This window comes from Gordonia prachuapensis (assembly GCF_036350515.1).
GTDB lineage: Bacteria > Actinomycetota > Actinomycetes > Mycobacteriales > Mycobacteriaceae > Gordonia > Gordonia prachuapensis.
In genome coordinates this window covers 78,805-90,766 of record NZ_JAZDUE010000017.1, presented here as the reverse complement: position 1 = coordinate 90,766, position 11,962 = coordinate 78,805, and the positions used below count along the sequence as shown (strand labels likewise).

The window sequence follows — 11,962 nt, the reverse complement described above, 5'->3', positions numbered from 1 at the left end:
CGGCGGCCCGTTTCGTGCTGCCCGGGTATCCGCACCGCGAGCCCCGGAGGCCTCATGCCCGCGTTCCACGCCGGCCGTCACGAGAACGGCCAGAACTTCCTCTCCGACCACAGGGTCATCGACCACATCGTCGAACTGGTCGCCCACACCGACGGACCGATCGTCGAGATCGGCTCCGGCGCAGGCGCACTGACCATTCCGCTACAGCACCTCCGACGGCCGATCGAGGCAGTCGAGATCGATACGCGGCTGGCGAGATCACTCGGTCGGCGCGCCGACCCCGCGCTCACCTCGGTCGTCTGCGCCGACTTCCTGCACCACCGACTGCCGCACACACCGCACGCGATCGTCGGCAATCTGCCGTTCCACCAGACCACCGCGATCCTGCGTCGCCTGCTCCGATCCCCGCATTGGACGCACGCGGTGCTGGTGACGCAGTGGGAGGTCGCCCGCCGTCGTGCGGGTGTCGGTGGGGCGACGATGATGACCGCGCAATGGTGGCCGTGGTACGACTTCGGCCTCGCCGGCCGGGTGCCGGCCGCCGCGTTCGCCCCGCGCCCGGGTGTGGACGGCGGACTGCTGACGATCAGTCGCCGCACCGACCCCCTCCTGAACACCGCGCGTCGCAGCGACTACCAGGGATTCGTGCACGCGATGTTCACCGGTAGCGGACGCGGACTCGGCGAGATCGCCGGCCGCGTGGTTCCGGCCGACCGGCGCGGTGAGGTGCGGCGATGGATCTCGGCGCACCGGTTGCACTCCCGCCTACCTCGGGATCTCGCCGCAACCCAGTGGGCGACGCTGTATCGGCTGGGCGCGCCGGAGATCACATCCGCGCCCAGCGGGACATCACGAAGCAGTACACCCCGTACGCGGCAAGCCCGAGGGCGGCGAGGATCAACAGGATCTGTCCGGCAGGGAGGCCGGCGAGGGTCTTGATCGCGGCGTCGATGCCGGACGCCTTGGACGGGTCGGCTCGGATGGCGGCCACGATGACCAGGATTCCCGCTCCGGCGATCACGCCGCCTTTGGCGGTGTAGCCGATGACACCGGTAGTCGTGACCGCGGTTCCGCCGCCACGGCGGAGATCGTCGAGGAAGTTCTTCGTGACGCCCTTGTAGACGAAGTAGCCGCCGACGGCGACGACGATCAGGCCGACGATGACCAGGACCAGTTTGCCGCCGGTGTGCTGCATCAGCCGGGCGCTCATGCCGGCGTTCTGTTGACCGCTGGACTGCCCGCTGCCGGTCGCGAAGTTCACCGCGGACCATGCGAGGCTGAGGTAGAGGACGAAGAGTGCCAACGCCTTTCCACGGTCGAACCACTCACTCAGGCCGCCGTCCGACGAATCCGGATCGTTCGCCTTGCCACCGAGGATCGCCTCGGCCAGTCGCCACAACGCCAATGCCACGAACGCGACGGCGGCGACCCACAGGACGACGCGGCCACCGGGTTGGCCCGCGAACACCGCCAACGCACCCGACTGGTCGGCGCTGCCCCCGCCCCCGAACGCGATGCGCGCGACGATGTAGGCGAGCAGCAGGTGGAGAAGTCCGTTGACCACGTGACCCGCTCGCGCAGCACGTTCGAACCATGGGCTGTCGGTGACGCGGTCGACCGTCCGGACCGCCTGATTGCGGGTCATCGGGGTCCGTTCGTCGGGGGCTGGTCTGGGTAGGACATCGCCGCGGGGTACCCGATGGCGCCGCCTGGTAAACCCGCCGTCAGCCCGCGGTGGTCGGCAACGTCTGGTTCATCCTCGTGACCGACCGTTCGTACTCGGCGACGAGGTCGGCGATCAGGTTGGCGACGGGCACGATCTCGTTGCACCGCCCGACGATCTGACCGGCCGGCATGGCCACCACCTCCGGGTCGTCGGCGGCCGAGATCCGCGCATGCGCCTCGCTGACGAGCAGATTCTGCAGGGGCATGGGCAACGCGTCCGGCGCGCCGTCTGCGTCCCAGGCGTCGGTCCACTTGGTCTTCAGCAGACGCGCGGGTTTGCCCGAGTAGATGCGGCGGCGCACGGTGTCCCGCGAGGTCGCCTTCAGCAGGGCCTTCTGCACCGTCGACGGCCCGTCGGCGTCCGGCGCCATGCCGAGCTTGTATTCGGCGGCGGTCAGCCAGTAGGTGCCCATCCACACACCTTGCGCGCCCAGCGCGATCGCGGCGGCGATCTGCCGGCCACTACCGACACCGCCGGCAGCCAGGACCGGCGCCGAATCGCCCAGTGCATCCACGAGTTCGGGCCACAAGATCATCGAGGTGACCTCACCGGTGTGCCCGCCTCCCTCGTAGCCCTGGGCGATGACGATGTCGACGCCTGCTTCCACGTGGTGCAGCGCGTGCTCCTTGGCTCCCGCGAGCGCGGCAACGAGCAGCCCGTTGTCGTGGGATGTCTGGATCACGTCTTCCGGCGGCGACCCGAGGGCGTTGGCGATCAGCTTGATCTGCCCGTACTTGCGGGTGTGTTCCATCGCGACGTCCACGTGGGAACGCGCGACGGAGTGCAGCCATCCGAGCACTCCGGCGTTCACGCGTTCGCCGTTCGGCAGCGGCGGCACACCGAGGTCGTCGAGGGTGCGTTCCACGAACGCCCTGTGCTCGGGCGGGATCATCGAGTCCAGATCCACCTGGCTGCCCTCGGTGGGGATCTTGGCGGGCATCACGACGTCCACACCGAACGGTTTGCCGTCGGTGTTCTCGTGCATCCACTCGAGGACCTCGTCGAGCTCGTCGGCCTCGTTGAAGCGGACGCAACCCAGCACGCCCATGCCCCCGGCGCGACTGATCGCGGCGGCCACATGCTGGCTCGGGGTGAATCCGAAGATCGGGTATTCGATGCCGAAACGTTCGGCGAGTTCGGTACGCATCTCAGCTCATCTCCGGCGCTACAGCGCCTCGTCGGCGGGACGTTCGGTGGTGATGCCGGCACCCCACCGGTAGTCGGGTTTGCCTGCGGGCGAGCGCTTGATCTGATCGACGAACCAGACGCTGCGCGGGCACTTGTAACCGGCGAGTTCCTTGCGGACGACGTCGTTGAGTTCGGCGAGCGACGGACGTGCGCCATCTCGGGGTGCGATGACCGCGGCGACCCGCTGCCCCCACCGGTCGTCGGCCACGCCGACGACGACCGTGTCGAACACGTCGGGATGCGCCTTGAGCGCGCCCTCCACCTCTTCGGGGAAGACCTTCTCGCCACCGGTGTTGATGGACACCGAGCCGCGCCCGAGCATGGTGATGGTGCCGTCCGCCTCGAGCTGAGCGTTGTCGCCCGGCAGCGAGTACCGAATCCCGTTGAACTCCTTGAAGGTTTTCGCCGACTTCTCCGGATCGTTGTGGTAGCGCAGCGGCACGTGCCCGGACCTGGCCAACACACCCACCTCGCCGCTGCCGGCCTCCACCGGAGTGCCGTCCTCACGCAGCACGTGGGTCTCGCTGTCCGCCTTGACGCGCGGCCCACCGCTGTGTGGCGCACCCTTCGCCACCACACTCAGACCTCCGAAACCCGTTTCCGACGATCCGATGGCGTCGATGATCACCGCGTTGGGGAACCGGTCGACGAACTGATCCTTGATGCTCGGCGAGAACAGGCATGCCGACGACGCGATCGAGACCACCGAGGACAGGTCGTGTTCGTCCTTCTCCGCCAACGCCTCGATCATCGGCCGGCCCATCGCGTCGCCGGTGATGAAGATGACGTTCACGCCGTGACGCGCGACGATGTCCCACGCGGCGCTACCGCTGAAGTCGGGATACACCACCGCTTTTCCGCCGGCGAACAGCGACTGGAAGATCGCCCACTGCGACCCGCCATGGATGAACGGCGGGATCGGGTAGCGCACCAGTTGCCCGCCTGCGGCGCCGTCCTGCGCAAGCTTCCACTCGTCGGCCACGGGTTCGCTGGTGTACCAGTCGATCCCGCCGCCGAGGACCCGCCAGACGTCCTCTTGCCGCCACACGACGCCCTTGGGCTTGCCGGTGGTACCGCCGGTGTAGAGCATGTACAGGTCGTCGTTGGTGCGCTGCTCGAAGTCACGCTCGGTCGACGACTCCGCAATCGCGTCCTCATACCGGATCGTGTCCTCATAGCCGCCGCAACTCAGGGGGGCGTCCGTGCCGTGTCCATTCGGCCCGCTCGCTTCGCTCTCGGCGCCGTCCTCGATCGCGATCCTGTGCTCGATCGACGGCGCTTTCGGCAACGTGTTGCACACCCGTTCGCAGAACTGCCGCTCGTGGATGAGCACCTTCATCCCGGAGTCGGTGAAGATGTGTTCGAGCTCGGCCTCGACGTAGCGATAGTTCACGTTCACCATGACCGCGCGGGCCTTGAAGATCGCCACCATCGACTCGACGGCTTCGATGGTGTTTCGGCTGTACAACCCCACCCGATCACCCGGCTGGACACCGAGGGCGCGCAGCTTGTGTGCGAGCGCGTTGGACCGCGCCTCGAGTTCGGCGTAGGTGAGCGACCGGTCGCCGGATTCCAGCGCGGTGCGGTCGGGAACAAGGTCGACGGCATGCTCGATGAGGTCGGCAATCGTGTAGGCCATGGTGTCAAAATTAGAACGTGTTATCGTTTCGGGCAAGCAGCAATCCGCACAGAATTCACGAGGAACGACGATGACCACAGTTGCCGGTTCCGACGCCGCCACCGAGCAGACCCCCGATTGCCTCGTCGAGAAGCGGGGGCACATCCTGATCGTGACGATGAACCGCCCGGAAGCCCGGAACGCGTTGTCGGCGGAGATGATGCGGATCATGGTCGAGGCCTGGGATCAGGTGGACAACGACCCCGACATCCGCGTGGCGATTCTGACCGGCGCGGGCGGCGCGTTCTGTGCCGGCATGGACCTCAAGGCCATGAACAAGAACTCCCCCGGCGACACCGCCGATCAGGGCACCTGGAACCCCGCGAGCCTGCCCGCGTTGCTGAAGGGGCGTCGTCTCACCAAGCCGCTGATCGCCGCGGTCGAGGGTGCGGCCATCGCCGGCGGCACCGAGATCTTGCAGGGCACCGACATCCGGGTGGCCGGCGAGAGCGCCAAATTCGGTGTGGCCGAGGCACGCTGGGGCCTGTTCCCGCTCGGCGGCAGCGCCGTTCGACTACCCCGACAGATTCCGTACACCATCGCCGCCGACCTGCTGTTGACCGGACGCCACATCACTGCGGCCGAGGCAAAGGAGTACGGCCTCATCGGTTACGCCGTTCCCGACGGCGCGGCTCTGGACAAGGCGCTCGAGATCGCCGAGGCCATCGCCGCCAACGGCCCGCTCGCCGTGCAGGCAATCCTCAAGACCATGCGCGACACCGAGGGCATGCACGAACTCGATGCCTTCGAGATCGAATCGAAGCTGGGTATCTCGGTGTTCAAGAGCAAGGACGCCAAGGTCGGTCCGCGGGCCTTCGCCAACAAGGAGAAGCCGGTCTTCACCGGGGAATGATCTGCGTCGTTCTCGAGTGCCGACCACGGATCGGTGCTACGCAGGCAATGTGGACACCAACCGCGCCTCCGATGAATCGGCGATCCTACGGGTCGAGGCAGACTACGACCGCTGCTGGGCGAACGGTGACATCGACGGACTTCTCGCCTGCCTGACCGAGGACGCGGTGCTGGTGAGCCCTCGAGGTGATGTCGCCGAGGGCCATGAGGAGATCCGCCGTGAACTCAGCGATGTCCTCGGCGGCGAGGCGCTGCGGTCGACCCACCGCATCGAGGTCGTCCGCATCCGATTCGTCACCGACGACGTCGCCGTACTCGACGGGATCGCCACGGTCGACCGACCTGGCGACGGTGACCTGCCATGTCTCTCGATCGAGCACCGCTTCACGGACGTGTTCGTGCGCCGAGGCGCGTCGTGGCTCGTCGCGCACATCCGCGCTGCCGCACCACGTGATTGACCGACCCCGGTCTCGGGTACTCCCCTCCACGCACTGACGAGAGGAGGCCCCATGGCACCCGAGCCCGAACAGGCGCACATCCCCGATCCCCAGGATTCGGTGAACCCCGAGCTCAGCGCGACCGTCGACTCCGAGGATCTCGACGAGGACACGCTGCAAGCCGACCCACTCGAAGAGGGCATGGACCCGCCCGAGGACTGGGCAGCCGCCGACAAGACCGGGGTCACCACCCGAGAGCAGCGCGAAGGCGAGACGCTCGACGAACGCCTCGCCGAAGATGAACCCGACGTCGAATAGACCCCTCGACCCCCCTCGTTGGTCGAGTAGCTTTCCCCGTTGGTCGAGTAGCTTTCCCCCCTCGTTGGTCGAGTAGCTTTCCCCCTCGTTGGTCGAGTAGCTTTCCCCCTCGTTGGTCGAGTAGCTTTCCCCCTCGTTGGTCGAGTAGCTTTCCCCCGTTGGTCGAGTAGTTCGAGGCGCTAGCCGAGAACGTATCGAGACCTCGTAACGTGATCTCGATACGGCATCTCGGCTAGCGCCTCGCTACCTACTCGATCACCGAGAGACGACGCCTCGCTACCTACTCGATCACCGGGATGACCTACTCGGCCACAAGCGCACTCCGGTCCCGCGACCTCAGGGAGATCTCAAACCCCTTGGGCACCATGGTCAACCGCTCGTCCACTGCGAGTTCGTAATCGGGATCACCGGACAGGTCGTATCGATGCAGGATGCGCGCGAGCACCAGCACCGACTCATGCAATGCGAACTGACGCCCGATGCACGCCCGCAGGCCGGCGCCGAACGGTTTGTAGCTGTGCGCCGGTCGCTTCTTGACGTTCGCCGGGAGGAATCGGTCGGGGTCGTAGACGTCCGGGTCCTCCCACACCGCCGGATCACGGTGCACCAAACCGAGCACTACCACCGCCCAATCCTCTGGCCGCATCCGATATCGGCCGCCCAGCGTCGTCTCCTCCCGCGGGCCGCGCGCGAAGCCCGGGACGGTCGGCCAGATCCGCAACGCCTCGTCGAGGCAGCGACGAATGTAGCGGAACTTCGGGATCTGCTCGAAGGTCGGCACCGCGTCCGGGTCGTCACCGAGGATCTCGTCGGCCTCCTGTTGCGCCCGCGCCAGGCAGTGCGGGTTGCGCGACAGGTAGTACAGCGTGAATGACAGCGCACCCGAGGTGGTTTCGTGGCCGGCCACGAGGAAGGTCAGGATCTGGTGGCGGATGTTCAATGGCGACAGACGCTCCCCACTCTCCGGATGAGAGGTGTTGAGCATGATGCCGAGCAGGTCGTGATCATCGGAGGACGCAGATCGTTCGGCGATGAGGTCGTCCAGCATCTCGTCCACATACGCCTGCTGGCCCGCATTGCGCCGATCGATGATCCTCCCGAGCAGCGCGCCTCCGGGTGCCGTCAGCAGGCCGCCCTTGCGACGTCCGGTTTCCAGCGCCCGGATCATGGCGCCGACAAACGGGTGCGGCTGCTCACTGGTGAACGACCCGAAGTCGTGGCTGAACGCGGCGCGGCTGAGCGTCTCCATGGTCAGCTTCGTCATCGACTGCGTGACATCCACCGAGCCGGTCTGTCGGTCCCAGAACGCGAACAGTTCATCGGCGGTCGCCAGCATGATCGGGTGATAGGCCTGCATCGCCGACTTGGTGAAAGCAGGCATCAACAATTCGTGCGCGAGTTGCCAATTGGGCTCGTCGTTGTATGCGGTGAACAGACCGTCGCCGGCGTACTGGCGCAATGCCGTGATGGCCGGCGGCAGGGCCTTGCAGAACCTGCGCTCGTCGCAGAGCTCGGCCGCGAGTTCGGCGTTCGAGACGAAGACGAAGTTCTGCCGGAAGATCCTCATCTCGAAGATCGGCCCGAGATCGGCGCCCCATCGGAGCAGATCGAGGATCGGATGGCGCGGATCGGAGACACCGAGATCCCCGATTATCGGCTTGCGGCGACCGGCATGCGGAAAGGACTGCCCCGACCAGTCGTTCTTCAATGACCTGACCACGACTCGACCTTGCTCCGGGCGAATAGGCGTGTCAATCCATCCACGGATGGTTTCTGTCCGAGCGCACCCTTGACACACACAATAATAGAGAGCAGTCTCTGATAAATGATGGACCTGGATCTGGCACGCACGGTGCTCGACGCCCAGCCGTTCAGTCGCATGCTCGGCGCACGACTCACGCACGTCGATGACGACGGCGTCACGCTGGCGGTCGACGTCCGCGACGACCTACGACAGCAGTACGGCTACATCCATGGCGGCGTGTTGAGCTACCTCGCCGACAACGCACTGACCTACGCCGCCGCGCTCGGTCTCGGTCCGGACATCGTCACCAGCGGCTTCTCGATCGAGTACCTCTCCCCCGCACGCGACGGGCGTGAACTGGTCGCTCACGCGACACTTGTCCACGCGGGCCGAACCAAAGCCGTGGCCCGGTGCGACATCAGCGTCATCGACAACGACGGGACCCGCCGCGTGGTCGCCGCCGCGCAGGGAACGAGCATGGTTCGGAGCCGTGGGTCGAAAACCACGATTCAGCACTGACGAGATCCTCGACGCCGCACTCGAACTCGTGATCGAGGGCGGCCCGGCGGCGGCGTCCGCATCCGCCGTCGCCCGTCGCATCGGCGCGCCGTCGGGGTCGGTGTATCACCGGTTCGCCGGCCGCGACGAGATGATGGCGCGCCTGTGGCTGCGCACCATCTCCCGGTACCAGGAGGGCATTATCTCCGCGTTGCGCCTCGATGACGTTACCGAGGCCGCCCGGGCCACGGTCGCCCACTGTTTCGACTGGACTGCCACGCATCCCGGCGAGTCCGCGCTGCTGCTGCAATACGACAAACAAGATCTGCTGCGCTCCTGGCCCGACACACTCGCCGCCGAACTCCGGACGCACAATCACCAGACGCGCGAAGTGGTACGGGCATACGCGCGACGACGATTCGGATCGGCCGATGCCGAGGTGATGGATCGGGTCACTTTCGCCCTCGTCGACCTGCCCTACGCGGCGGTACGACGCCATCTCCCCGATCGCGGCCGACCGGCAGAGTGGTTGCGCGACTTCACCCTACGGTCCGCCGAGGCGATCCTGGCCGAGATTCCCACCAGGATCACGGACTCTTCGTGACGCGAGACGGGCGTGACTCGACGACCGTCCGCACTGTCGCCGACGTCCCGGGAAATTGATAGTTGCAGGCATCAAAGTTCTGAGTTACTGTCGAATGTACGTTCGAAACACCGGTCGGGGGGCTACACAGTGTCGGGCACAGAACAGGTCACTGAGGTGCAGCAGCTGTATGCGCAGTTGCATGACTTGTTGGACCGTATCGATGCCGTCGACACCACCCCCGCCAGGGATGACGCGGTGTTGGATGTGGCCGAACAGCATGAGCGTGCCTACCGTCGGATGAGTCTGATCGGGCATCGCCGCATGATGGACTGCAACGACCGCGGTGTGCCCGGCCGACTCGGCTACCGCCACATCGGCGAGATGATGGCCCACCACCTGCGCATCCCCGATCACCGCCGCCGCATGACACACATGCGGGCCCTGGCGCAATTCCGTTCACTGCAGGGCGAACTCACCTCACCACGCCATGCGGGGCTAGCAGCAGCAGTCGCCGACGGGGCAGCCACACCCGCCCACGTCGATGCCGTCCTGAAAGTCCTCAAGAAGATTCCCCGCTCGGTGCCACTCGACGTCGCTGAGAAGGCCGAGGCGATGATGGCCGAGTTCGCCCGCACCCTCACACCGAAACAGATCCTGAAGGCCGGCGCCGAACTGTTGAGCCGCATCGACCCCGACGGCACCCTGGCCGACGAGCGTGACCGCGCCCGCCGCCGCTCAGTCCTCATCGGCGACCAAGACGACCAATCGATGAGCGAGATCGACGGTGCACTCACACCCACGACGCGCGCCATGCTCGATGTGATTCTGGCGAAGATGGCTGCGCCAGGGATGAACAACCCCGAAGACGACCAGTCGCCGCGGGGTGCGAACACCAACGCCGACATCGAGAAGCTGAAAGAGGCTGCCGGCCGCGACCATCGCTCGACCGGACAACGTAACCACGACGCCCTCGAAGCCCTGTTCAGGCTGGTCCTCGACGGCGGCGTACTCGGCAAGAGCCACCGCGGTCTACCCCCGCACATCATCGTCAAGGTCAACGAAGCCGATCTGCGTGACCGCGCCGGTTTCGGGCACACCGCAACCGGCACCCAACTCCCTATGTCCGACATCATCGAGATGGCCGCCGACGCGCAGTTCCACCTTGCGGTGTTCAAGGACCACACCGCACAGCCGCTGTATCTGGGCACCGCCAAACGCTTCGCCAACCAGGCGCAACGATTGATGCATTTCGCGCAAGACGGCGGCGGCGGATGCTCCAAACCCGGTTGCTCGAATCCGAGCGCGATCGTCGAAATCCATCACGCCGACAAAGACTGGGCCGACGGCGGCACCACCGACATCGACACCACCGCACCGGCCTGCCCACCACACAACCGCATGGTCGGCCCCAACCCCGGGCAGTGGACTACCCGCATCATCCGCCGCGGCCGCGACGCCGGCCGCGCCGGCTGGTCACTGAACCCACTCGACGGTAGCCCACCCGCATCACCCCAGGTCAACCGGATCCACGAAGTCGGCGAACTCTTCGAACACTACCTCCGCGGCGGAACCATCACCGAGACACCACAACCCGCCGACAGCGAACCCAAGCCACCACCATCGGAGACACCGGCACCACGCACACCGATCTCACCGGCACGACTCGCCGTACGTACTCGACGACGCAAACAGAAACGACGCCGCACCAATAAGCACACCCGACAACGACTCCTGGCCCGGGTGCGATAGGTCGCGCGGGACCTCTCGCGCACCCGCCGATCAACCGCGCATGAAACTGCACGCGCGGTTGAACGCTGAGCGCGCGAGAATCTCGCCGCCGGTCACACCAGCGTCGCCAACTGCCGAATCGTCGCCACGTCACGTGCGGTGACCATCAACATGCTCACGCCCGCGGCCTCCCATTGCTTGATCTGGGCACGCACGTCGTCGGCGGTGCCGGCGATCATCGTCTCGCGCACCATCTCGTCGGGGACCGCCGCCATCGCCTCGGCCTTGCGGCCCTCGCGGAACAGCGCACCGATCTCATCGACCGCGTCGCCGTATCCCATGCGTCGGTAGAGCTCGGCGTGAAAGTTCTTCTCCTTGGCGCCCATTCCGCCGACATAGAGCGCGGTCGACGGTCGGTACCGCTCCACGGCTTCGGCGACGTCGTCGGTGATCACCACCTGCACCGTCGCCGCGACCTCGAAGTCGTCGCGGGCGTGTCGGGCGCCGGGTCGGGCGAATCCTTCGGCCAGCCATTCCTCGTATTGATCCGCCAGACGCAGGCTGTAGAAGATGGCGAGCCAGCCGTCGGCGATCTCGGCCGTCTGCGCCACGTTCTTGGGCCCCTCCGCACCGAGCCAGATCGGAATGTCGGCGCGCAACGGATGAGTGATCGGCTTGAGCGACTTGCCGAGTCCGGTCGAGCCGTCGGCAGCCGCCGGATACGGGAGCGGGTAGTGCGGGCCGGAACTGGTGACCGCGGACTCACGGGCGAGGACGTCGCGGATCACCTGGACGTACTCACGGGTGCGCGCTAACGGCTTCCCGAACGGTTGCCCGTACCACCCTTCGACGACCTGCGGGCCCGACACACCCAGCCCGATGATGTGGCGGCCGTTCGAGAGATGGTCGAGGGTCAGCGCCGCCATCGCAAGAGACGTCGGCGGCCGGGCAGACAGTTGCGAGACAGCCGTGCCCAGACGGATTCGTTCCGTCGCGGCTCCCCACCAGGCCAGCGGGGTGTAGGTGTCCGACCCCCATGACTCGGCGGTGAACACCGCGTCGAATCCGGCTTCCTCGGCAGCCGCGATGAGTTCCGGAGCGTTGTCGATGGGCCCACGACCCCAATAGCCGAGCTGTAGTCCGAGCTTCACCTGTGCGTCCTCCGCGGGTCTGTGACGTGCACCTTGTGCCTCAATACTAGAACGTG

Annotated in this window: 12 protein-coding genes; 7 read left to right on the top strand and 5 right to left on the bottom strand. The window is 66.4% G+C overall.

The window, feature by feature from the left end; translation table 11 throughout:
• Positions 1–54 precede the first annotated feature (54 nt).
• Positions 55–939 (top strand): 23S ribosomal RNA methyltransferase Erm, encoded by an 885-nt coding sequence (gene erm / locus V1Y59_RS19145; protein WP_330506592.1) that lies wholly within the window; start codon positions 55–57, stop codon positions 937–939.
• On the opposite strand, the gene V1Y59_RS19140 is transcribed toward erm, so the two are convergent.
• From V1Y59_RS19140 to V1Y59_RS19130, 3 genes are all read right to left on the bottom strand, one after another.
• Positions 827–1,645: a DUF1206 domain-containing protein gene (locus tag V1Y59_RS19140; protein WP_330506591.1), complete on the bottom strand. Its 819-nt coding sequence runs from the start codon at positions 1,643–1,645 to the stop codon at positions 827–829. The genes erm and V1Y59_RS19140 overlap by 113 nt on opposite strands.
• 79 nt (positions 1,646–1,724) lie before the next feature.
• Complete coding sequence (locus V1Y59_RS19135) at positions 1,725–2,873, bottom strand: NAD(P)H-dependent flavin oxidoreductase (protein WP_330506589.1); 1,149 nt, start codon at positions 2,871–2,873, stop codon at positions 1,725–1,727.
• 18 nt (positions 2,874–2,891) lie between these two features.
• Complete coding sequence (locus V1Y59_RS19130) at positions 2,892–4,553, bottom strand: acyl-CoA synthetase (RefSeq protein WP_330506586.1); 1,662 nt, start codon at positions 4,551–4,553, stop codon at positions 2,892–2,894.
• 70 nt (positions 4,554–4,623) lie between these two features.
• Between V1Y59_RS19130 and V1Y59_RS19125 the strand changes: the two genes are divergently transcribed.
• The 3 genes from V1Y59_RS19125 to V1Y59_RS19115 are packed head-to-tail and all read left to right on the top strand — an operon-like array spanning position 4,624 to position 6,199.
• On the top strand, positions 4,624–5,445 hold the full coding sequence (locus V1Y59_RS19125) for a crotonase/enoyl-CoA hydratase family protein (protein ID WP_330506584.1): 822 nt from the start codon (positions 4,624–4,626) through the stop codon (positions 5,443–5,445).
• A 49-nt stretch (positions 5,446–5,494) separates the two neighbouring features.
• A complete protein-coding gene (locus V1Y59_RS19120; RefSeq protein WP_330506582.1) occupies positions 5,495–5,902 on the top strand; it encodes a YybH family protein in 408 nt (135 codons plus the stop codon).
• A gap of 51 nt (positions 5,903–5,953) precedes the next feature.
• Positions 5,954–6,199, top strand: coding sequence for a hypothetical protein (locus V1Y59_RS19115; RefSeq protein WP_330506581.1), 246 nt, complete (start codon positions 5,954–5,956; stop codon positions 6,197–6,199).
• A gap of 301 nt (positions 6,200–6,500) precedes the next feature.
• On the opposite strand, the gene V1Y59_RS19110 is transcribed toward V1Y59_RS19115, so the two are convergent.
• Positions 6,501–7,919, bottom strand: a complete 1,419-nt coding sequence (locus V1Y59_RS19110) for a cytochrome P450 (RefSeq protein WP_330506580.1) — start codon at positions 7,917–7,919, stop codon at positions 6,501–6,503.
• A 105-nt stretch (positions 7,920–8,024) separates the two neighbouring features.
• Between V1Y59_RS19110 and V1Y59_RS19105 the strand changes: the two genes are divergently transcribed.
• From V1Y59_RS19105 to V1Y59_RS19095, 3 genes are all read left to right on the top strand, one after another.
• Positions 8,025–8,462, top strand: coding sequence for a PaaI family thioesterase (locus V1Y59_RS19105; protein WP_330506579.1), 438 nt, complete (start codon positions 8,025–8,027; stop codon positions 8,460–8,462).
• Positions 8,434–9,045, top strand: coding sequence for a TetR/AcrR family transcriptional regulator (locus V1Y59_RS19100; protein ID WP_330506577.1), 612 nt, complete (start codon positions 8,434–8,436; stop codon positions 9,043–9,045). Before V1Y59_RS19105 ends, V1Y59_RS19100 begins: the two co-directional genes overlap by 29 nt.
• Before the next feature lie 156 nt (positions 9,046–9,201).
• Positions 9,202–10,776, top strand: a complete 1,575-nt coding sequence (locus V1Y59_RS19095; protein WP_330506575.1) for an HNH endonuclease signature motif containing protein — start codon at positions 9,202–9,204, stop codon at positions 10,774–10,776.
• Between the two features lie 92 nt (positions 10,777–10,868).
• On the opposite strand, the gene V1Y59_RS19090 is transcribed toward V1Y59_RS19095, so the two are convergent.
• A complete protein-coding gene (locus V1Y59_RS19090) occupies positions 10,869–11,906 on the bottom strand; it encodes an LLM class F420-dependent oxidoreductase (protein ID WP_330506573.1) in 1,038 nt (345 codons plus the stop codon).
• Positions 11,907–11,962: the final 56 nt, after the last annotated feature.

What these genes read in the sequence shown, in the direction of transcription:
- V1Y59_RS19115 (WP_330506581.1), top strand. Translation starts at nt 5,954, where the DNA reads ATGGCACCCGAGCCCGAACAGGCGCACATCCCCGATCCCCAGGATTCG.
- V1Y59_RS19125 (WP_330506584.1), top strand. Translation starts at nt 4,624, where the DNA reads ATGACCACAGTTGCCGGTTCCGACGCCGCCACCGAGCAGACCCCCGAT.
- V1Y59_RS19135 (WP_330506589.1), bottom strand. Translation starts at nt 2,873, where the DNA reads ATGCGTACCGAACTCGCCGAACGTTTCGGCATCGAATACCCGATCTTC.
- V1Y59_RS19130 (WP_330506586.1), bottom strand. Translation starts at nt 4,553, where the DNA reads ATGGCCTACACGATTGCCGACCTCATCGAGCATGCCGTCGACCTTGTT.
- V1Y59_RS19140 (WP_330506591.1), bottom strand. Translation starts at nt 1,645, where the DNA reads ATGACCCGCAATCAGGCGGTCCGGACGGTCGACCGCGTCACCGACAGC.
- V1Y59_RS19105 (WP_330506579.1), top strand. Translation starts at nt 8,025, where the DNA reads ATGATGGACCTGGATCTGGCACGCACGGTGCTCGACGCCCAGCCGTTC.
- erm (WP_330506592.1), top strand. Translation starts at nt 55, where the DNA reads ATGCCCGCGTTCCACGCCGGCCGTCACGAGAACGGCCAGAACTTCCTC.